Source organism: Corallococcus praedator (genome assembly GCF_003612125.1).
Classification (GTDB): domain Bacteria; phylum Myxococcota; class Myxococcia; order Myxococcales; family Myxococcaceae; genus Corallococcus; species Corallococcus praedator.
On the sequence record NZ_RAWI01000062.1, the window covers coordinates 1 to 20,860 of the forward strand.

Genomic DNA, 20,860 nt, shown 5'->3' on the forward strand with positions numbered 1-20,860 from the left:
GACAGGCGGGGGTCTGGGCGTTCACGAGCGACGCCCACCCCGACAGGAGCAGACCGAGGATGCGGGTTCTCGGACTCATCGCGATCCTCACAGGGCCGCCGGCCGCGAGCTCAGCGCGACGTCGGGCAGGCGCGTGGACGCGTCGTAGCGGGGGACCTCGCCCATGCCGCCGGGGTGGTAGACGAGCAGGCCTCGCGCGCTGGCGGAGCGCAGGCAGTGCTCCTGGGTCGCCAGGTCCGGGCACGCCACCATGATGTCCAGGGGCTCCGCGTCGTCTTCCTGGGGAGCCTCCCGCACCATGGCGACCGGGGGGACGGGGACAGGGCCCTCCCCGGGGCCTTGCGTGGGGCGCAGCATCAGGAACACGGAGGCGGCCACCGCCAGCAGGGCGGCCGCCGCGGCGGCGGGGCGGTGCCAGCGCGCGGGGCGGAGCACGACGGCCTCGCGGGACGCGGCGGCGGCGACCTCGTAGAGCTGTTCATCCAGGAGGGCCTCCTCCTGGAGCAGGCGCGCGCACGCGTCGCACGTGAGGGTGTGGGCCTCCAGCTCCGCCGCGGCGTCCGGCGGCAGCGCGCCCAGCAGGTATTGCTCCGTGCGGTCGCGGGTGAGGTGGGGCGTGAGCCTAGACATGGGTTTCCTCTTCGAGCGCGGTGCGCAACTTCTTGCGGACCTCGCACAGAATCTGTCGCACGCGCTGGACGGACAATCCCACGCGGGTGGCGACCTCGGAATGGGGGAGCCCCTGGCCGTCACAGGCCAGGAGGAAGACGTTGCGCGCGCCCGGGGACACCTGGGCGAGCGCGTCGCGGGCCCGGGTGAGCTGCTCCTCGGAGAGCAGGCGCCGTTCCGCGGACTGCGAGGGGTCCACCGGCTGCTGGCGCTCCGGCAGGTCCTCCACCGTGCTGTCCACCGATTCACGCCGCGTGCGTCGGGCGTCGTCGGCGGCCAGGAAGGAGGCCTGGGCGAGCGCGAGGTGGGGCAGGCGCAGCTCCGTGAGCAGTCCCCGCTGCTGTTGCTGGATGAGGCGGGCCCAGGTCTCCTGGGCCAGCTCCTGGGCGCGGTCCACCCGGATGCCCCGGGCGAGCAGCGACACCACCACCCGGCGCTGGTGCCGCGCGATGAGCACGTCCCACGCCCCCCGCTCCCCGGCCAGCGCGCGTCGAGACAGGGCCTCCTCATCCGGAGCGGCCCCGGGCCTGAGGGCCCCGTCTGTCTCCTGACGCGACTGGAGCGTCGTCATCCCAAAGCCCTGTACGGCTGCATCCATGCCGTCTTCCCGTGGCGCACGTCGGTCCGCCGGGGACGCAGTGTGCCCCGGTGCCTCGGAGAAACGCGCATCCAGGTCGGACATATCGACGAAGGAGGGCAAGGGTGGCGCGGGGTAGGGGGATGTCAGTTCGTGGCGGGGCTGTCGCCCGCGGCCCAGGGTTTGGTGGAGACGCGCACGACGCCCTGGCAGCGGGCGCACACCCGTCCCTCGCTGTCGAGCAGGCGGGCGGACGCGAAGACGGTGGTGGGCCCGCCGTGGTCGATGACGGCCTCCACGTGGAGGCTGTCGCCGGTGGCGGGGCGCTCGAAGCTCATGGACAGCTGCATGGTGGCGCAGCGGCGGGTGGGGTCCCGGAGCGCCGGGGTGCACCCGATGGCCAGGTCGAACAGGGCCGCGAGCATGCCGCCGTTGACGGCGGAGGTGCCCAGGCCGCCCCGGTGTTCGGGCTTCACTTCCGGGAGGGTGACGACGACCTTGCGGCCTTCCGGAAAGGACATCCGGGCGCCGAAGTGACGCAGGGTGAGACTCTGGTTGAAGCCTTCCGCGAAGCGGTCCAACTGGGCCTGGGAAGGGGGGGACGAAAGGGTGTCGGACATGGGGGGCTCCCCTCCTTATATCCCACGCTTCCTGCCCGTCCTGGGAGCGGACGGCCCGGCGTGCGGCGGGGGCGGCGGAAGACCCCACACGGGCGGGCGAAAGACGTTAGAAGACGGGGTTCTTCCGTCCGTGGAAACTCCCGTGAACCCGCACGAATCCGCCCTCCTCGAAGACCTCAATCCGCCCCAGGCGGACGCCGTGCTCCATGGCGACGGCCCGCTCCTGGTGCTGTCGGGCGCCGGCAGCGGCAAGACGCGCGTCATCACCCGCCGGGTCGCCCACCTGGTGAAGGTGCGCCACGTCTTCCCCTGGCGCATCCTGGCCGTCACGTTCACCAACAAGGCCGCGCGCGAGATGCGCGACCGCCTCTTCGCCCTGATGGGCGCGCAGGCGAACGAGCTGGTGGTGAGCACGTTCCACTCGGCCTCCGCGATGATCCTCCGCCGCGAGGCGGAGCACGTGGAGCTGACTAGGTCGTTCGTCATCTACGACGATGGAGATCAGCTCAACGTCGTCAAGCGCGCCATGCGCGACGCCGGCATCGAATCCATGATGCAGCCGCGCGAAATCCTGAACCGCATCGACCAGGAGAAGAACGCCGCGCGCCTGCCGGACGACATGCGCCTTTCGGGGCCGGATGACGTGAAGGGCGCCACCGTGCAGCGCGTGTACCGGGCCTACCAGCGCCTCTTGCGCGCGGCGAACGCGGTGGACTTCGGGGACCTGCTGCTGCTGCTGGTGAAGCTCTTCCACGACCGGCCGGACGTGCTGGAGCGCTACCGCACGCGCTTCACGCACGTGCTGGTGGACGAGTTCCAGGACACGAACCCCGTGCAGTACGCGCTCTTGCGGCAGCTGGCCCCGCCGCCGTCCTCGAACCTGGTGGTGGTGGGTGACGACGACCAGTCCATCTACCGCTGGCGCGGCGCGGACGTGCAGAACATCCTGGAGTTCCCCAAGCAGTACCCGGGCGCCCGGGTGGTGCGCCTGGAGCAGAACTACCGCTCCGACCAGAACATCCTCACCGCCGCGCACGAGGTCATCTCCAAGAACTCGCGCCGGCTGGAGAAGAAGCTCTGGAGCGAGCGGCCCAAGGGCGAAAACCTGGAGCTGATGCTCCACCGCGATGAACGGGCGGAAGGGCAGGAGGTCGCCCGGCGCATCCTCGCCCTCCAGCGCGAGGGCTTCATCAAGTTCGCCAGCATGGCGGTGTTCTACCGGACCAACGCGCAGAGCCGCGTGCTGGAAGAGGCGCTGCGGCTGGCGCGCGTGCCGTACACGCTGGTGAGCGGGCGCAGCTTCTATGACCGCGCGGAGGTGCGCGACGCGGCCGCGTACCTGCGGCTGATGGTGAACCCGCGCTCGGACGCGGACCTGGAGCGCGTGCTCAACGTCCCGGCGCGCGGCATTGGCGGCACCACCGAGGAGCGGCTGAAGGACTTCGCCGTCCAGGAGGGCCTGAGCCTCTTCGAGGCCCTGGCCGAGCGCCAGCGCATCCCCGCCCTCAACAGCGCGGCGCAGAAGCGGCTGGGCGGCTTCCACCAGCTCCTGGTGTCGCTCAACGCGTTCGCCCAGACGGCGAAGGACGCGGCAGGCGCGGTGGACCAGATGCTCAAGGAGACGAAGCTCGTGGAGACCCTCGTCGCCGACGGCAGCGAGGAGTCCACCACCCGGGCGGAGAACCTTCGCGAACTGTTGGGCGCCGCGCAGGAGTTCGACCTGAAGCGCGCCTCCGACTCCGTGGCGATGGCCATGGCGATTGAAGCGCGCGAGGAGGCTGCGCCGGAGGGCGTGGACTCCGCGCCCCTCACCGCGGACGTGCCCTCTTTGCAGGCGTTCCTGGAGCAGATCAGCCTGGTGGGCGACGCGGACGCGGAGGTGGGCGACGGGCGGGTGGCGCTGATGACGCTGCACGCGGCCAAGGGCCTGGAGTTCGACGCGGTGTTCCTCACCGGCATGGAGGACGGCGTCTTCCCGCACTCGCGCGCGCTCAAGAGCGCCGAACCGGACAGCGGCGAGGAGATGGCCGAGGAGCGCAGGCTCTGCTACGTGGGCTTCACCCGCGCTCGCAAGCGGCTCTTCGTGAGCCTTGCGCAGTGCCGCTCCCTCTTCGGTGAGCTCAAGTACAACCCGCCCAGCCGCTTCCTGGCGGACGTGCCGCAGGCGCTGTTCGGCTTCAAGGAGAACGACCTGCCCCCGCCGCCGCGCCCCGCCGCCATGGCCCCGCGCCGTCGCGCGTGGGACGAGGACGAAACCGGCCCGCGCGTGGACCACAGCTATTCGCAGGCCTCCGACATGGAGGCCGTGAGCGGCGACGTGCGCGGCATGCGCGTGCGCCATGAGCAGTTCGGATCCGGGCGGATCATCTCCACGGATGGCAGCGGCCCCAACGCCAAGGTGACGGTGGAGTTCGGCGGAGATGTGGGCCTCAAGCGCGTCATCGCGCGCTTCCTCATCCCCGGTTAGCTGCCCCGCATGCGGTGTTGACATTTGTTTTCAATGTCGACGTGACGGGGCTGTCGGGTTTGTCCGGTGTACGGATTGACTTTCGAACGTCTCCTCATTGGGATGAGCACCAATGAACGGAGGCGCTCGCTCGATGGCGCGAAGACGACGATGGTGGAGTCCGGCGCTGCTGGCCGTCTCCGTAGGACTGCTGGGGGCCTGTGAAGGCCAGATCCTGGATGCGGCGAAGCCCGGTGGCCCCGGGCCGGGCGGCAATCCGGGCCCGGGCGGTACGAACAATCCGCCCGCGGGGGTGGAGCAGCCGGCGCGGTCGGTGCGCGTCGCTCGGCTGACGCACCCGCAGTGGGTGGCCAGCGTGAAGGAGCTCTTGAAGCTGGACGCGGCGCCCACGGCGCTGGCGCAGGGCTTCCGCGCGGATCCGTCCCAGAGCGGCTTCCTCTTCGACAACGACGCCCGCGCCCTGTCGGTGGACGAGGCCCTGTGGGGCGCGTACCAGCGCGCGGCGGCGGACCTGGCCGGGCAGGTGGCCACGGACGCGACGAAGCTGGGGAAGCTCTTGCCCCCCGGCACCAACACGGACGAGGCGCGCGCGAAGGCGTTCGTGGAGTCCTTCGGTCTGCGCGCGCACCGCCGGCCGCTGACGGCCGCCGAGGTGGAGTCCTACCTCGTCCTGTACCGCAAGGGCCCCACGGCCTACGCGACCATGGCTCCGTTCCAGGCGGGCCTGCGGCTGGTGATGGAGGGCTTCCTCCAGTCGCCCCTGTTCCTCTACCGCGTGGAGAAGAGCACCCAGGCGACGGACGGCAAGGTGCCGCTGGATGCCTATGAGGTGGCGTCGCGGCTGAGCTACGCGCTCTGGGACTCCATGCCGGACGAGGCGCTGTTCACCGCGGCCCGCGAGGGCGCGCTGGTGAAGCGCGAGGGCGTGGCGGAGCAGGCGCGGCGGATGCTGAAGGACGCGCGGGCGCGCGGCGTGGTGGGGGCCTACCACCAGGTCGTCTTCGACGTGCCCCGCTACGCGAGCATCCGGCCCAACACCACGCGCTTCCCCACCGTCACCGCGAAGCTGTCCGAGTCCGCGGCGAAGGAGAACGCGCTCTTCGTGGAGGACGTCGTCTTCAAGCGGGAGGGGCGCTTCTCCGACCTGCTCACGTCGCGCGACACCTTCGTCAACGACGAGCTGGCGCGCATCTACGGCCTCACCGGGACGTTCACCGCGGACTTCGTGCCGGCCACGCTGGACGCGACGCAGCGCCGGGGTGTGCTCACGCAGGTGGGCTTCCTCGCGTCGCACGCGACGTCGTTGGACCCGGACCCCATCCACCGGGGCGTGTTCCTGTCGGAGCACCTGCTGTGCCAGAAGATTGGCGCGCCGCCGGCCAACATCCCCGCGCTGCCCGCGCCCAATGGCCGCACCAACCGCGAGGTCGTCACCTCCCACACGGAGGCCCCCGGCACGGTGTGCGCGTCGTGCCATTCGAACCTCATCAACCCGCTGGGCTTCCCCTTCGAGAACTTCGACGCCGTGGGCGGCTTCCGCACCACGGACAACGGGCACCCGGTGGACGCCACGTCGTCGCCGTCCATCGGCGGGGAGAAGGTCTCCGTGCGCGACGCGGTGCAGTTGTCGGACACGCTCGCCAGCACGCAGGCGGTGCACGAGTGCTACGCGCGCCACTGGGTGGAGTACCTGAGCGGACGCCCGGCGGCCCCGGAGGACTCCGCGCTGGTGTCGCGGTTGGGCAAGCTGTCGCGGACGGGGGAGCTGTCCGTCGTGGACCTGGTCGTCGAAGTCGTCACGGGCGTGGGCTTCGTGAACCGCCACCCGGAGGAGCTGCCGTGAAACTGAGCCGTCGACGCGTGTTGCAGGGCCTGGGTGGGGCCATGTTGGGACTGCCGGTGCTGGAGGGGCTCCTGCCCCGCAAGGCCCAGGCGGCGGAGCCCGGGGCGCTGCCCTTCGCCATCTTCCTGCGCCAGGCGGATGGTGTCGCCTCCGCGCAGAGCACGTCGGAGATCGGCACCGAGCCGGAGCGCTTCTGGCCGGAGCCGCTGGGCAACCTCACCACGACGACGCTCGCGGGCAAGTCGCTGGTGGAGCTGGCCGACCACCGCGCCCGCCTGCTGGTGGTGCGCAACATCAACATGAAGGACTACAACTACGGGGATGGCCATGCGCGCGGCGCGTTCCAGGCCCTCACCGCGCGCGGCCCCGCCGTGGAGGGCGTGGGTGGTGACTCCGAGGCGTCCGGCGAATCGCTGGACCACCGCATCGGCCGCGAGCTGAACCCGCAGAAGCGCGACTCGCTCTACCTCTACGCGGGGCAGGCCGGCGGCTGGTTGGGCGGCCCGTGCATCTCCCACCGGGGCAGCGCGTCGCGACGGGCCGCGCTGCATGACCCGTGGGTGGCCTACCAGACGATGGTGGGCGGCCCCGGAGGCCTCACGCCGGAGGCGCGCGAGGCGATGCTCGTGCGCCAGAAGAGCATCAACGACCTGGTGTCCGGACAGCTCAAGGCGCTCCAGTCGCGGCCGGAGCTGAGCCGCACGGACCACGAGCGCCTGGACCTGCACCTGTCCAACGTGCGCGACCTGGAGGTGGCGTTGACGTGCCGCGCCCGCGCGGACGAGGAGCTGCGGCTGCAGCAGCAGGCGCCCGGCTACAACAGCACGGACGGTGACGAGGTGCTGGCCACGGTGCGGTTGCACATGGACATCGCGGTGCTCGCGGTGGCGTGCGGCACCACGCGCTCGGTGGCCATCCAGGTGGGCAACGGCAACGACAGCGCCACGCGCTACCGGGACCCGACGACGAAGCAGTTGATGGAGAACTTCCACTTCATCTCCCACCGCCGGCTGTCGCACGACGCGTCGGGCGGCGTCATCGCGGGCTCGGACGTGCTGCACTCGCGCGTGGATGCGCAGTTCGCGCAGACGTTCAACTACCTGCTGGACCGGTTGGCGGCCTATGCGCTGCCGGATGGCAAGAAGCTGGTCGACCAGGGCGTGTCCGTCTGGTTCAACGACCTGGGCAACGGGCCGGCGCACTCGGCGCACAACATCCCCTTCATCCTGGCGGGCAGCTGCAATGGCTACCTCAAGCAGGGCGTGGCGGTGACGGCGTCCGGCGGCGGCAATCCCAACCTCAACAAGCTGCTCAACACCATCGGCACCGCGGTGGGCGTGCGCAACGCGGCGGGCGGTCCCCTGGACGACTTCGGCGACCCGTCCATGCCGAAGGGTCTGCTGACGGAGCTGGTGGCCTGAGACACGCAGCGGGCGCGGAAGAGACACCCTGGTCTTTTTCCGCGCCCGGCTTTGACCCGAAATGATTCCGCCCCGCCTCCCTCTGGATTGAACAGAAGGAGGTAGGAATGTTCGCAGGAATCCAGAAGGCGCTCGCATCGTCGCTTGCCGTGGTCTCCCTGCTGTCCGCCAGTCTGGCGGCGGCGCACGGCTCCATGGAAGTTCCCATCAGCCGCGTGTACGGCTGTTTCAAGGAAGGGCCGGAGAGTCCCCAATCCGCTGCCTGCAAGGCCGCGGTCCAGGCCGGTGGCACGCAGGCGCTGTATGACTGGAACGGTGTCCGGCAGGGCGCCGCCAATGGCCGGCACCGGGAGATCATCCCCGACGGCAAGCTGTGCAGCGCCGCCAATGAGAGTCACAAGGGGTTGGACCTGGCGCGCACGGACTGGCCGTCCACGCTCATCACCCCGGACGCCAGCGGCAAGTTCGAGTTCGTCTTCCACGCCACCGCGGTGCACGCCACGGGCTACTTCCAGCTCTTCGCGACGAAGGAAGGCTACAACCCGGCGCTGCCCCTGAAGTGGTCGGACCTGGACGCGGCGCCCTTCTGCAACGTCACCAACGTGTCCGCGACGAACAACCGCTACCGCCTCAACTGCCCCTTCCCGTCGGGCAAGTCGGGCTCGCACGTCATCTTCGCCATCTGGCAGCGCGCGGACAGCCCGGAGGCCTTCTACGCCTGCACCGACGTGAAGTTCAGCAACACGCCGCCCCCGCCGGTGTCGTGGAAGGAATTGGGCCAGGTGCAGGCCCGCGAGGACCTGGCCAAGGGCAGCAAGGTGACGTTCCGCCTCTTCGACAGCGCGGGCCGCGACGCGGAGTCCTACCCGCTGCTGCTGGATGCCGCCACCCCGGCCGCCACGTGGGTCTACCGGCTGGCGCAGCAGGTGAACGCCGTCTCCAGCCGCGTGCAGGTGGGCGTGCTCCAGACGACGGGCAGCATCACCCCGGCCCAGGACGCGCTGGCCAACCGCGTGTACGCGAAGGAGACGGGCTACACGTTCCAGGTCGACATCGAGAAGCCGGCGCCCGGTGGCGGCTCCGACGGTGGCAGCGGCCCGACGGCCCAGTACAAGTACCCCGCCGGCCTCTCCAGCTACACCGCCGGCACGCTGGTGGAGGGCACGGATTCGCACCTCTACCGCTGCAAGCCCTTCCCGTACTCCGGCTGGTGCCAGGGCGTGGCGTCCTACTACGCGCCGGGCACGGGCATCGCCTGGGCGGATGCGTGGGACTTCGTCCGGTAGTCCGTCGCGCTGACGCTTGAGCCGTCTCGGGCCGTCCTTCCCCTGGGGAGGGCGGCCCGTGTCGCATCGGATGTAAAACACTGTCAATACTGGAAAGAACGGAGATTCAGGGTTCCGCCGAAACATCCTGATGCCTCGGGAAGATAAAGGGCAGGCGGTCCCTGTCTGTCTTTTTCGCCCCTCCCCCCGAGGCTCCATGTCTTCGTTGCTGTCGTCACCCTCCGTTCGCGTGGGATGTCTTTCGCTGTGGGTCGCCCTGGTCGGTGGCTGTGGTCCCGCCGAGCCCTCCGGGCCCGTCCCGTCAGAGGCGCGGGTCTCCGAGGCCTCGCAGGCGGCGGTGGGAACCTCCACCACGCTGGTGGCCGCGGGCAGCGTGTGGAAGTACCGGGACACCGGCGTGGATCCGGGCGCGCAATGGAAGACGGTGGCGTACGCCGACGCGGCGTGGTCGCAGGGGGCCGCGCAGCTGGGCTACGGCGACGGGGACGAGGCGACCGTGGTGTCCTACGGCCCCAATGCTTCTGCCCGCCATGTGACGACGTGGTTTCGCAAGAGCTTCACCGTGGCGGACGCGTCGCGGGTGAGCGCGGGCGTGCTGCGGCTGCTGCGGGATGACGGCGCCATCGTGTACCTGAACGGCACGGAGGTCTTCCGCACCAACCTGCCCTCGGGCACGGTGACGCCCACGACGCTGGCGCCCCTGGTCATCGCGGGGGTGGATGAGACGGCGTGGTTGACCGCCTCCATCGCGCTGGGCTCGCTCGTGTCGGGCACCAACGTGCTGGCGGTGGAGGTGCACCAGTCCACGCTCAACTCCTCCGACCTGGGCTTCGACCTGGAGCTGACGGCGACCGTGGCGTCCCAGCCCACGCCGTGCTTCGCGCTGGACCTGCCTTCGCTGTCGTCGCTGCGTGCGTCACCGAAGAAGGTCTTCGCGCACTACTTCTCGCCCTATCCGCTGTCGCTCGACAACAAGGACCCGGCGGTCGACTACTACGCGCGCAACTACCTGCAGCCCACGGGGGAGAACTCCAAGTTCGCCTACTGCGGCGGCCTGCTCAAGCAGCGCCCCCTTGCGCAGCCTCCCCGCGCGGCGGGCGTGGACTTCGAGCGCGCGAACTTCGAGGTGGAGGTGCGGAGAGCCTCCGCGCTGGGCCTGGACGGCTTCACCTACGACATCCTCAACCACCAGGGCACGCACTGGACGCGGCTGCTCAAGCTGCTGGACGCCGCGAGCGCCGTGGACCCGGGCTTCCGCATCGTGCTGATGCCGGACATGACGTCCACGTACCAGGGCACGGACGCGGAGGCGCAAACCGCCTTCGTGGACTCCATCGCGTCGGTGGCGGCGCACCCGGCGACGTACCACCTGGACGACGGGCGGCTGCTGCTGTCGCCGTTCGCCGCAGACCGGCGTACGCCGCAGTGGTGGGCCTCCACGCTCCAGGCCCTGGCCGCGCGCGGCATCCCGTCCGCGCTGTGGCCGGTGTACGTGTCGCCGTGGGCGGCGGCGACGACGAGCCTGAAGGCGCAGGTGCCCCTGTACGGCACGTCCACCTGGGGCTCGCGCACGCTGTCGGGCGCGGCGGGGCAGAAGACGAACCCGGGCACCGCGCACGGCATGGGCTTGAAGTGGATGGCGCCCCTGGCGGTGCAGGACTCGCGGCCCAAGGACCTCATCTACACGGAGGCGAACAACTCCCAGGCGCTGCTGGCGCTGTGGGACGCGGCCATCTCGGGCGGCGCGGACTGGGTGCAGCTCATCACCTGGAATGACTATTCGGAGGCCACGGAGTTCTCGCCGTCCAGCGGCACGCAGTGGGCGCCGTTCGACCTGACGGCCTACTACACGGCGTGGTTCAAGACGGGCGTGCAGCCGGCCATCGTCCGGGACGCGGTGTATTACTTCCACCGGAACCAGGCGACCACCGCGTCTCCAGACCTGACGAAGCAGCGCGCCGTCTACCAGGTGAAGAACGGAGCGCCGCCCGCCAACGAGATTGAATTGCTGGCCTTCCTCACCGCGCCCGCGACGCTCGAGATCGAGGTGGCGGGCACGGTGCAACGCAAGGACGTGGGCGCGGGCATCCAGTCCTTCCGCATCCCCCTGCGGGAGGGCACGCCGCGCTTCCGGGCGGTGCGCGGCGGCGTCACCGTGGCCACGGTGACGAGCGCGTCCCCCATCAGCAACACCATCGTCTACCAGGACCTGCTCTACCGCGCGGGCGGCAGCCTGACGTGTGACCGGAGCGCGTTCTTCCCCTGAGCCAAGTGCCCGTCGGGCCGCTTGCCTCAGGGCCCGATGGGACGCCACACCGCGCGCACGTCGCGCGAGTGCTCACCCGTCGCTGAGACTTCCAATTCCTCGCGGTGGAGTTGCTCGCCGTTCGTACCCATGGCGAAGAGGGTGTAGCGGCCCGCCGGGAGGTGTTGGAACGTGGCGACCTTCGGTGGGCCGTCCCTCCACTGCACGGGATGGGATTTCTGGTTCAACCAGGCCGCGGCCTGGAGGGACTCCGGGAAGGGCACCGGGCCTGGAACCAACAGGGCGAGATCGATGTCATCCTCCAGGCGCAGGTGGAGGGTGCTGCCTTCCTTCAAGGCTTCGAGCGTGACCACCACCGGACCGCTCGCGGGAATCCGCAGGGGCTGGGGACGAAAGCGCTCCTCGCGGTCGTCGTCGGCAGGCTCGGTCTGCATCCAGTAGAGGCCCGGGGGCAGGCCCTGCGCGCGCGCCGTCCCCTGAGGCGCCACGTGGAGGTGTGAAGTCCCCTCCGCATCCACGAAGGTGACGGTGGCGGCAAGGGGCTGTCCCCGGGTGTCCCGCACCTGGACCTCCACCGATGCGCCAGGGTCCAGCACGTCCGTGAAGGTCCGCGCTTCCGCCGTCAGCGTCCGCTGAAGTGGCAGGTAGCCGTCCACCTCCAGCCGGAGCGTGAGGGCGGTGGCGGGCAGGCGCTCCAACAGGAGCATCCCGTCCTCGCCCGGGACCACCCAGCGTGCATCCAGGGCGCGACGGGAGTCCGCCGGCCCTGTTCCTTCAATCCGGACGTGGACCTGCGGGCGGGTGGCCGTGGCTTCGCGGGCGGTGAACGGGGCCCCCGTCCGGGCGTCGTGCAGCACGCCCCGCACGGTCCTGCCTCGTGACAGCGTGAGGGTGCCCACGTCCAGGTCGCCTTCGTCCGGGGGCGTAAGGGCTCGCTCCAGGGGCGCGAAGTCCATGGCTCGCACCACGAGTTTCCGGACGTCGTCCGGCTCCACGGGCTCCGCGAAGGTGCCGTCCGTGGACGTCACCTCGCTTCCGTTCACCGAGAAGGACGTGACGGGCTGGCCTCCCTCGTCGACGATCCGGCCCCGGAGGCGGGCTTTGGGCTTGAGCACCAGTCGCAGCTCGCGGGCCTCCGCTCCAATCCGCCAGTCCTCCTTCACGGCCGTTCCCCCCTGGGAGCGGACCGGATCAAAGACGTGGCCCTCGCGCGACACGAACACCTCGTAGCGGGGCGCGCTCAGGTGTTTCAGGACGAAGCGGCCCTCCTTGTCCGTGCGAACGCCCTCCGGCAGGCTGTTCCCGCAGAACCCGCGCCCCTGTCGCCAGCTCGGGATGTCCTCGGAGGGGAGGGAGGCTCGGACCAGGACCCCTTCCAGGGGATGGCCCGCGGGGTCCACGGCGATGCCGGACACCGTCCGGCCTTCCGGGAAGCGCAGGGTGACGTCCACGGTTTCGCCCTCCACGACCTCCACGGGCTGCGTCGTGATCTCCTCCAGCGCGTCGGTCTGGAAGGCCGCTTCCACCATGAAGTGGCCGGAAGGGATGCCCCGCAGCGTGAACCGTCCCTGCTCATCCGTGGTGTCGTAGCGGCCATCGATGTCGAGCTTCCCGGTGCTCGACAGGGACACGCCGATGCCCTCCAGGGGCGCTCCCTTCGCGCTCAGGAGGGTGCCGGACACCTCTCCACCCCGACGCACGACGAACCGCACGTCGCGAGAGGGAATGCGCACCTCAATCTGCTCGGTGACGAGGTCATCCTCTTCGAGGAAGAGCGCTCCTTCGCCCTCTCTCCTGGCGTCCACCACGAAGCCTCCGGCCTCGTCCGTGGTGACGGTCTCTTCCTCCCGACCGTGGTCCCGCCGGGACACCGTGCCCCTGCGCAGCGACACCTGCCGTCCGGGAAGCGGGCTGCCTTCCGTGTCGACGAGGATTCCCTCCACCGACACGGCGCGCTTCAGCGTGAAGTCGAGCGGTCCCATCCGTGCGTCGATGGGACGTTCATCGCGCGGAAGGTCCAGGTGGTGCGCCGCCTGGACGGCCAGCCTGTGGGGACCGGTCACCAGGGGGCCCAGCCGGTAGTGGCCCGCTGCGTCGGTCACGGCGACCCTCTCCCCGGAGGGAATCGCCCCCGTGACGTCGGCGCGGGCCGTCACGCGAGCCTCCGCGATGGACTTCCCCGTGTCATCCCGCACGGTGCCTTGCAGGAACACCGCGGGCTCCAGTTGGAGCACGGGCTCCACCGGAGGGTCATCCTCCTTGGACTGGAAGGAGGCGAAGGCATCCCGCGAAGGCGTCTGGGCGAAGAGCGTGTGCGGAGGCGGATGCGCGGATTCGAAGGTGAAGCGTCCCGTGGCATCCGTCTGGGTGAAGTGCTGCTCCGGGTCCAGCAGCGACGAGGTCAACATCACGTCGACCCCTGGCGCGGGAGTGCCCTGGGCGGACACCACCCGGCCCGTGACGCGCACGGGCCGCTCCAGCCACAGGACCTCGAACTCGAGCGCACGGGCATTCCTGAAGAAGAGGGAGGTCCAGCCCTCCGCGGTGATGAGGACGGCGTAGGCCGTGTCGGGCAGGGGGCCCACGCGGAATTGGCCGTTGGCGTCGGTGAGCGCATCGAAGAAGCGCGTGTGCTGCCGGGAGAACACGGTGACGCGCGCCCCGGCGATGGGACCCGCATCGCCCTTCATCTGGACGACGCCCTTGAACACGACGCCCTCTTCGAGGAGCAACGCCACGTCCTGACTTCCCGTGGCGACGTCGCGCTGCTTCGCCGCGCCCGCTTCCCCCAGGGCCCAGAGCGTGACGGCGCCCTCGGTGAGCCCATCGAGCACGAAGGTGCCGTCCTCATCGGTGGTCGTCTCCGCGAGCACGCGCGCTTCCCCTTCACGTGCGGCGACCCGCGCCTGGATCTCCCCGATGAGCCGGGGGCCGCAGTCCGTCCACTGGAGGGGACGCTCGCGGGGGCCGGACGACGCCGTGGCATCGGCGGGGCAGGGCAGCTCCGACAGCGTCTCTCCCGGCTCGGCGCGCGACGCGGACACGCGCACGCCCGCCACGGGGCCGTGCTCGTTGCTCACGGTGCCGGTGATGCGCGGGCTTCCAGCGAGCACGCGCACCGCCTGCTGCGTGGCGCGGGGCCCGGCGAACGACTTCCTGGCGGAGGGGGAGGGGGAAGCGTGGGACGTCGGGTTCGCGGCATCGCGCGAGCCGTATAGCAGCGCGAGCAGCAGCAGCACTCCGATGATGCCCCCGATGCCCGGCAGCCACCCGCGGTTCGCCTCGCGCATCAACGCCCTCCCGTTGTGCTGTCCCGTCCCAGAGGATACCCGCGAGCGGACGGCGATGTCTCAGCGGGACCGGACGCAGTGTTTCCGCTAGGGCTTCGCCACGCTGGCCTCGGCGGTGAGGTCCACCTCTCCTCGCTCGGGGATCCGCACCGACCGGGGTGGGAAGGTGCTCCCGCTGCGTCCGCCGGTCTTGCGCGTCTTCAGCAGGTATTCTCCCGCCTCCACCCCCCGGAGGAGGGCATTCCCCGCGGGCGCCGTGGCTTCGTAGGACCGGTGGCGTCGGTCCTGGGGCGCCAGGAAGAAGTGCGCGGGCACGGGCTGTCCGTTCGCGTCCCGTGCCGACAGCCGCACCCTCGCCGCGGGATCCAGGGACACCGTGAGCGGCTCCTGGGAGCGCACCTCGATGCTGACGGGCAGGAAGCCCTCGGCGGACAGGTCCAGGGTGAACGGCGGCGGCGGCAGGGTCGGCAGCTCGTGGACCCCGTCGCGGAAGACGGGCTGTTCGGGCACGGGCCTGAAGCGGACGGGTCCTCCCGTGACGGGCTCCTGGAGCATCGCGTAGAGGCCCTTCGTCTGGGTGACGGGGGCTCCGGTCTCCTCGTCCCGCAGGTGGAGCCGCAGCGTCCAGGGTCGGGGGAGGGTCAGCGTGCCCAGGTCCACGTCCCGGCCTTCCTCCCAGGTCGCGGTCTGCTTCAGGGGAGCGAAGCCGGGCGCGTTCAGCGTGAGGGCATGGGTGCCGGATCCGGTGACGGGGATGGCGAAGGTGCCGTCGTCCTGGGTCACCGGATCCATGGCCTGGAAGCTCGAATCCCCCACCGCCCTGAAGGTGGTGACAGCCTTGCCGTCCGGATCCACGAGCCGGCCCTTCAGGTGGCCGTGGCGCGCCAGCACCAGCCGCACCTGCTCCGCCTGGGCCTCCGCCCAGAAGAGCTGTTCCTCCGCGTCGAAGGTGCCTCCCTGGGAGCGCTCCGCGCGAAAGGTGTGGTCCTGCAGGCTCGCGTCCAGCGCGTAGCGAGGGGCCGTCAGGTGGCGCAGGGTGAAGCGGCCGTCCGGACCCGAGCGGATGCCGGCGAGCCCCAGGATGCCCCCGATCCCCTCGTCGAACTGCTCCCAGGCGGCGTCGTCCTCGGGCGTCGTCGCGGAGATCAGGACGTCCGCGAGCGGCTGGCCCGTGCCATCCACCGCCACCCCGGAGAGGGTGCGGCCTTCTTCCAGCCGAAGGGTCACGTCCAACTGCTCGCGCTCCTGGAGCTCGATGCGCTGAGACACCCGCTCGTTCATCCACTCCCGGGAGACGGTCGCCTCCAGCACGTAGTGCCCGGGCCGGAGGCCTTGCAGGAGGAAGGTGCCCGAGCCTTCCGTCGCGCCGTAGCGCGGCCCTGCTCCCTCCACGTCGTCGCCTTCATCCGCCGCCTCTTCTTCCCGCACCAGCCGGATGGAGGCCTGGCGCACCGGCAGCCCCTGCGCATCCGTGACGTGCCCCGACACCGACGCGCCCCGGTTCATCACCAGTTTCAGCGACGTGGCGGGGACCTGGACCTCGAGCGCAGCGGGAATGAAGGCGTCGTGCTCGGCGATGATCCACCCGGAGTCCGCTTCCGGTGCGTCCAGGACGAAGCGCCCGTCCGCGTCCGTCAGCGTGACGTCCTCGGGAGGGCAGCCCCTGCCCCTGTCGCCGCAGTAGTGAAGCCCCACGGAGATTCCCGCGAGCGGTTGGCCCTCCGCATCGACGACGGTGCCTTCGGCGGAGGCCGCGCGGACGAGGGTGAAGTCCAGCGGGCCCTGTCCCCGGCCCAGTGCCTGGTTCGCGACCTCCATGTCCAGGTGGTGGACCGCTTCAATCTTGAACGCGTGCGGTCCGGAGCGCACGGGCCCCAGCCGGTAGCGTCCGGATGCGCTCGTCACGGTGGTGGCCTCCGCGGACACCGGCCCTCCGTCCTCCCGGAAGGTGCTCACCTTCGCTCCCGCGATGGGGTGGCCGGTGTCGTCGCTCACGGTGCCGTCGACGAACACGCCGGCCTGGAGCTGGAGCACCACGTCCTGCGCGGGCGGTGACACGGTGAGCGTGGCGAACGCGCCCAGTTGGACCGTGCCGACATTGAGCTGATGCGGAAGCTCCGGCACGTCGTCGAAGGAGAACCGGCCGGCCCCGTCGGTCGTGGTGAGCTGCTCCGTCGCCAGCTCGGTGTCGCCATCGAGCAGGACCTGGAGCCCCGCAGCGGGACTTCCATCCACGGCCACCACGCGGCCCGCGAGCCGGGACACGCGGGCGAGCGTCACGGGTTCGAGCGGGCCCTCCTGGTCCAGGTCCTGGATGAAGCGCGAAGCCCAGCCGTCCGCGGCGATGAAGACCGAGTAGCGCCCCAAGGGCAGGGGGCCCAGGTGGAAGGTGCCCTGGGCATCCGCGACGGCGTCGAAGAAGCGCGTGTGCTCGCGGTCGATGACCGTCACCCGGGCGTCGGGAATGGGCGTCGTCCCGTCCTGGGCCGTGACGTTGCCTTCCACGAAGCGCCCCTCCTCCAGTTGCAGCTCCACGCCCTCCCGGCCGACAGGAACGTGGGGCTGCACCCCCGCGCCTGTCTCCGCCAGGGCCCAGAGCGTGACGCTGCCCTCGGGCAGGCCCTCCAGCACGAAGCGGCCCTCCGCGTCCGTCGTCGCTTCCGCGAACACGGGGGCTTCGCCCAGCCGCGCACCCACGAGCTCCAGCAGCATGCGCCGGTACTCGATGCCGCAGTCCCGCAGCCCCACGGGAAGCTTCTCCTGGCCCTCCACGGTGGTGGGGCAGGGCAGCTCCGACAGGGTCCGCCAGGGCTCCGGCCGTGACGCGGAGACGCGCGCGCCCACGACCAGACCCCGGGCATCGCGCACGCGGCCGGTGATGCGCGAGCTTCCAGCAGGCTGGGGCGCGGTCGTGATGACCGGCCTGCGCGGGCCAGGCATCTTGGAGGCGGCGGGCGGAGTGGATGAAGGGGGCGCAGGGGTGGAACGGGAGGCTCCGCTGCCCCAGAAGACGCCAGCGAGGAGCGCGACGACGGCCAACACGCCCACCGTCACCCAGGTCCCCGCGCGCGGCCGTGTTCGCTTCCCCATGCGAGGCAGGATAGCCGCCGCCCTGTCACATCGTCAGTCGCCGTGGGCAGGACGTCCGCGGCGCTCAGGGGACAAGAGGGCTCCACACCGGGCGCACGTCATGGGACGGCGTGCCTTCGGCGGGCACGTCCAGCTCCTCGCGGTGGATCCGGTCCTTCGCGCGGTTCAGGCCGAGGAGCGTGTAGTGGCCCGCAGGGACCCGGCGGTAGATCAACGACAGTCCCTCCCACTGCTTGAAGGGATGTTGGAGGATCTCCAGGCGCTCGGCGGCCTTCGCGCTCGTGGGCAGGGGCACCTGGCCTCGAAGCAGGAGGACGGTGTCGATGTCCCCCACCGTCCGCAGCGCGAGCGTGACGCTGGAACCCGCCGCGTCGAACGTGAGGGTGACCTCTCCGGTGGGTGGAATGGTCACGGACCGGTTGGGGAAGAAGGTCGGGTCGGAGTCTTCGACGGGATAGGCGCTCGCCGTGTAGAGGCCGGGGGCCACGGAGTCGAAGCTGAAGTCCCCCGGCGGGGGATGGCGCTCGTCCCGGGTCCCATCGGGGCGCGTGAAGACGATCGTCGCGTGGGCGGGGCGGCCCTGCGCGTCGCGGACGTGGCCCGACACCCGCGCGCCCCGGCCCAGCGAGGCCGTGATGGTCTCCTCCTGCGCGCCCACCGACCTGCTCAGGGGCAGGAACAGGGGCACGTCCAGTTCGACCGTGAACGCCGTGGCGGGCAGGTGCTCCAGCCGCAGGGTTCCATCCTGCTCCGGCACGGCCCTGTGCCTGTCCGGGTAGGGCGGGCCTTCGGGCGCGCCTTCCGCGCGGATCCGGTACGTGACGGGCAAGGTGAACTGCGCCCCCGAGTCGACGCGCACGCGTCCGTTGAACGGCGCGCCCGTCTCCGCGTCGCGCAGCAGCACGCGCACCGTCCTGCCCCGCGTCAGCGTGAGGACGCCCAGGTCCACGTCGGTGTCGTCCAGGGTGAGGGTGCGCTCCAGCGGCGCGAAGTCCTGGGCCTCCACCCGCAGCCTCCAGGCACCCGGCTCCTCCGCCGTCAGCTCGAACCTTCCGTCGGGCAGCCGGGAGCGCATGCCATTCACCTCGAAGGAGGGGAGCGCCACGCCGCCTTCCGCGACCACGCGGCCCCGGACGTGCGGCATGCGGCGCAGCACCAGCCGGACCTCGTCCACGTCGCTTCCCACCCGGAGCGTGTGCTTCCAGGGCGAGGTGACGCCCTGGCAGCGCGAGGGTTCGACGCGATGGTCCTCCAGGTCCACCCACAGCTCATGGCGGGGCCCCCTCAGGTGTCGCAGCGTGAAGCGGCCTTCGTCGTCGGTGAGGACGCCCTTGGGCGTATTCGTCTCCAAGCCATCCACGTCGTAGTCGTCGTCGGTGCGGGCGCGGTAGTGGGGCGTGTCCCCGTCCGGGACATGGGCGCGGACGGCGGCCCCCGCGAGCGGCTGGCCCCGGGTGTCCACGACGATGCCCCGCAGTGTGCGCCCTTCCTCCATCCGCAGCGCCACCTCCGGGTTCACTCCCTCCACGATGTCCAGCGGCCGCGAGGCGCGCTGGTCCACGTCGCGCGTCGGGTTCACGGCCTCGACCACATAGGGGCCGGGCTTCAGGCCCTGGAGCGTGGCCCGGCCCTGCTCGTCCGTCCTCCGCGCGCGTTCGCTCCAGTTGCGCGCGTCGCGCTTCCAGAGCGTCACCTCGACGTCGGCGAGCGGGGCTCCCGCGGCGTTGCGCACGGTGACGGGCACGCTGGCGCCCCGGTGCATCACCATCCGCACCTCTTGGGAAGGGATGGTGACCGCGAGCTGTCCGGGCAGGAAATCGGAGTCGTAGACGTCGAGCCATCCGGGGCCCGCTGCCTCCGCATCCAGGGTGAAGCGTCCGGCATCGTCCGTGCGGGCCACGGCCACCCTGGCCCCTGCTGGAGAATCCGTCATCGGTCCCTGGTGAAGACGGAGCTCCTTGTGGGCGAGCGGCTGGCCCTCTTCATCGACGAGGAGGCCTTCCACGGAGACCGCGCGGGAGAGCGTGAAGTCGAGCGGCTCCGTGTCCCCGTCGACCAGATCGATGGTGGTCGACTCCATGAGATGTCGGTCGGCCCGGGCAATCACGTAGGTTCGCACGGCGAGCAGGGGGCCCAACTGGTAGTGCCCGCTGGCGTCGGTGACGGTCCGCTGGGTCTCGGAGAGGCCTTCTTCATCCATCATGCGGACCGCGCTGATCCGCGCACCTTCGATGGGTCGCCCGGCGTCGTCGCGCACGGTGCCCTGGAGGAGCACCCCCGGTTCGAGCGTGAGCACCAGGTCCTCCCGGGGGCCGGTGTCGACGGTGGCGAAGGCGTCCTGTGCCGCCGTCTGCGCGAAGAGCTTGTTCTCATGGGTCCCCGCCACCCTGAAGTCGAAGCGTCCCTGTGCGTCCGTGGTGGTGCGGTAGCGGGCCATGTCGTTCCAGGGCGACAGCATCCGGACGTGGACCCCGGGCGCGGGAGCGCCTTGCGCGGACACCACCCGGCCCGCGTAGCGCGAAGGGCGCTCCAGGAGGAGCACCTGGGATTCGAGCGGATTGGCGTCCCGGAGCATGCGCGGGCTCCTTTCGTCGGCGGTGGCGAGGAGCGCGTAGCGGGTCGAGGGAAGCGGCCCGATGCGGAAGCGCCCCCGGGCATCGCTGGTCGCGTCGAAGAAGCGCGTGTGCTCATGGGAGAAGACGGTCACCTGGGCACCCGCGAGGGGCTCCCGGTTGCGCACGTCCTGCACGACGATGCCCTCGAAGACGTGCCCGTCCTCCAGGGCCAGCACCACGTCCTGCCTTCCCGCCGCCACGTCGTGAACCTTCGCCGCGCCCTCGGGCCCCAGGGCCCAGAGGGTGACGGTGCCCTCCGGCAGCCCGTCGAGCACGAAGGTGCCGTCCTCCTCCGTGGTAGCCGCCGCGAGGATGCGCGCCTCTCCCTCCCGAGCGCTCACCTGATCCAGCAGCTCCTCATGGGCCTCGGTCCAGCAATCCGTCAGTCGGGCCCGGGCCTTCGGGGACGCGTAGGTCGGAGGGCAGGAGCGCTCCGACAGCGTCTCCTCCGGCTCCACACTCGACGCGGACACGCTCACCCCGGCGACTGGGCCCCGGGCATCACGCACGAGCCCCGTGATGCGCAGGCTCGCGCCGGGCACGGGTGTGACGCGCGGCCCGGTGACGAAGCTGCCCGAAGTGGCCCCGGCGGTGGTGCCAGGGGACCCCCGCTTCGAGGCGGCTCCGTGTCCACGCAGGAAGTACGTCACGAGCAACAGTCCGACGATGCCCGCGATGATGAAGACCCACCGGCGATTCCCCTGGCGCATGCGGCG

11 protein-coding genes are annotated in these 20,860 nt (G+C 70.9%); 5 read left to right on the forward strand and 6 right to left on the reverse strand.

The window, feature by feature from the left end; translation table 11 throughout:
• Positions 1-87: 87 nt before the first annotated feature.
• From D7Y13_RS11005 to D7Y13_RS11015, 3 genes are all read right to left on the reverse strand, one after another.
• The gene (locus tag D7Y13_RS11005) at positions 88-630 is read right to left on the reverse strand and encodes a zf-HC2 domain-containing protein (RefSeq protein ID WP_120536605.1); all 543 of its coding nucleotides are present in this window, start codon (positions 628-630) and stop codon (positions 88-90) included.
• Positions 623-1,267 (reverse strand): RNA polymerase sigma factor, encoded by a 645-nt coding sequence (locus tag D7Y13_RS11010; RefSeq protein ID WP_120583848.1) that lies wholly within the window; start codon positions 1,265-1,267, stop codon positions 623-625. Before D7Y13_RS11010 ends, D7Y13_RS11005 begins: the two co-directional genes overlap by 8 nt.
• 125 nt (positions 1,268-1,392) lie before the next feature.
• Complete coding sequence (locus D7Y13_RS11015) at positions 1,393-1,866, reverse strand: PaaI family thioesterase (protein ID WP_120536607.1); 474 nt, start codon at positions 1,864-1,866, stop codon at positions 1,393-1,395.
• Positions 1,867-2,008: 142 nt separating this feature from the next.
• On the opposite strand from D7Y13_RS11015, the gene D7Y13_RS11020 reads away from it, so the two are divergent.
• The 5 genes from D7Y13_RS11020 to D7Y13_RS11040 all read left to right on the forward strand — a co-directional run bounded on the left by D7Y13_RS11020 (position 2,009) and on the right by D7Y13_RS11040 (position 11,149).
• Positions 2,009-4,333 carry an ATP-dependent helicase gene (locus D7Y13_RS11020; RefSeq protein ID WP_233595577.1) on the forward strand — a complete coding sequence of 775 codons (2,325 nt, stop codon included), beginning with the start codon at positions 2,009-2,011 and terminating at the stop codon, positions 4,331-4,333.
• A 133-nt stretch (positions 4,334-4,466) separates the two neighbouring features.
• Complete coding sequence (locus D7Y13_RS11025; RefSeq protein ID WP_233595578.1) at positions 4,467-6,176, forward strand: DUF1592 domain-containing protein; 1,710 nt, start codon at positions 4,467-4,469, stop codon at positions 6,174-6,176.
• Positions 6,173-7,597 carry a DUF1552 domain-containing protein gene (locus D7Y13_RS11030; RefSeq protein WP_120536609.1) on the forward strand — a complete coding sequence of 475 codons (1,425 nt, stop codon included), beginning with the start codon at positions 6,173-6,175 and terminating at the stop codon, positions 7,595-7,597. Before D7Y13_RS11025 ends, D7Y13_RS11030 begins: the two co-directional genes overlap by 4 nt.
• Positions 7,598-7,704: 107 nt before the next feature.
• Positions 7,705-8,883 (forward strand): lytic polysaccharide monooxygenase, encoded by a 1,179-nt coding sequence (locus D7Y13_RS11035; protein WP_120583850.1) that lies wholly within the window; start codon positions 7,705-7,707, stop codon positions 8,881-8,883.
• Positions 8,884-9,079: 196 nt separating this feature from the next.
• Positions 9,080-11,149, forward strand: a complete 2,070-nt coding sequence (locus tag D7Y13_RS11040; RefSeq protein WP_158620375.1) for a glycoside hydrolase family 71 protein — start codon at positions 9,080-9,082, stop codon at positions 11,147-11,149.
• 26 nt (positions 11,150-11,175) lie between these two features.
• On the opposite strand, the gene D7Y13_RS11045 is transcribed toward D7Y13_RS11040, so the two are convergent.
• The 3 genes from D7Y13_RS11045 to D7Y13_RS11055 all read right to left on the reverse strand — a co-directional run bounded on the left by D7Y13_RS11045 (position 11,176) and on the right by D7Y13_RS11055 (position 20,854).
• On the reverse strand, positions 11,176-14,439 hold the full coding sequence (locus D7Y13_RS11045) for an MSCRAMM family protein (RefSeq protein WP_120630676.1): 3,264 nt from the start codon (positions 14,437-14,439) through the stop codon (positions 11,176-11,178).
• Positions 14,440-14,526: 87 nt separating this feature from the next.
• Complete coding sequence (locus D7Y13_RS11050; protein ID WP_147444305.1) at positions 14,527-17,529, reverse strand: carboxypeptidase-like regulatory domain-containing protein; 3,003 nt, start codon at positions 17,527-17,529, stop codon at positions 14,527-14,529.
• A 64-nt stretch (positions 17,530-17,593) separates the two neighbouring features.
• On the reverse strand, positions 17,594-20,854 hold the full coding sequence (locus D7Y13_RS11055; protein WP_147444306.1) for a carboxypeptidase regulatory-like domain-containing protein: 3,261 nt from the start codon (positions 20,852-20,854) through the stop codon (positions 17,594-17,596).
• Between the last annotated feature and the right edge of the window lie 6 nt (positions 20,855-20,860).

Excerpts from the sequence above, each read along its gene's own strand:
- D7Y13_RS11010 (WP_120583848.1), bottom strand. The coding sequence starts at position 1,267 with ATGGATGCAGCCGTACAGGGCTTTGGGATGACGACGCTCCAGTCGCGT.
- D7Y13_RS11025 (WP_233595578.1), top strand. The coding sequence starts at position 4,467 with ATGGCGCGAAGACGACGATGGTGGAGTCCGGCGCTGCTGGCCGTCTCC.
- D7Y13_RS11035 (WP_120583850.1), top strand. The coding sequence starts at position 7,705 with ATGTTCGCAGGAATCCAGAAGGCGCTCGCATCGTCGCTTGCCGTGGTC.
- D7Y13_RS11045 (WP_120630676.1), bottom strand. The coding sequence starts at position 14,439 with ATGCGCGAGGCGAACCGCGGGTGGCTGCCGGGCATCGGGGGCATCATC.
- D7Y13_RS11015 (WP_120536607.1), bottom strand. The coding sequence starts at position 1,866 with ATGTCCGACACCCTTTCGTCCCCCCCTTCCCAGGCCCAGTTGGACCGC.
- D7Y13_RS11040 (WP_158620375.1), top strand. The coding sequence starts at position 9,080 with ATGTCTTCGTTGCTGTCGTCACCCTCCGTTCGCGTGGGATGTCTTTCG.
- D7Y13_RS11050 (WP_147444305.1), bottom strand. The coding sequence starts at position 17,529 with ATGGGGAAGCGAACACGGCCGCGCGCGGGGACCTGGGTGACGGTGGGC.
- D7Y13_RS11055 (WP_147444306.1), bottom strand. The coding sequence starts at position 20,854 with ATGCGCCAGGGGAATCGCCGGTGGGTCTTCATCATCGCGGGCATCGTC.
- D7Y13_RS11005 (WP_120536605.1), bottom strand. The coding sequence starts at position 630 with ATGTCTAGGCTCACGCCCCACCTCACCCGCGACCGCACGGAGCAATAC.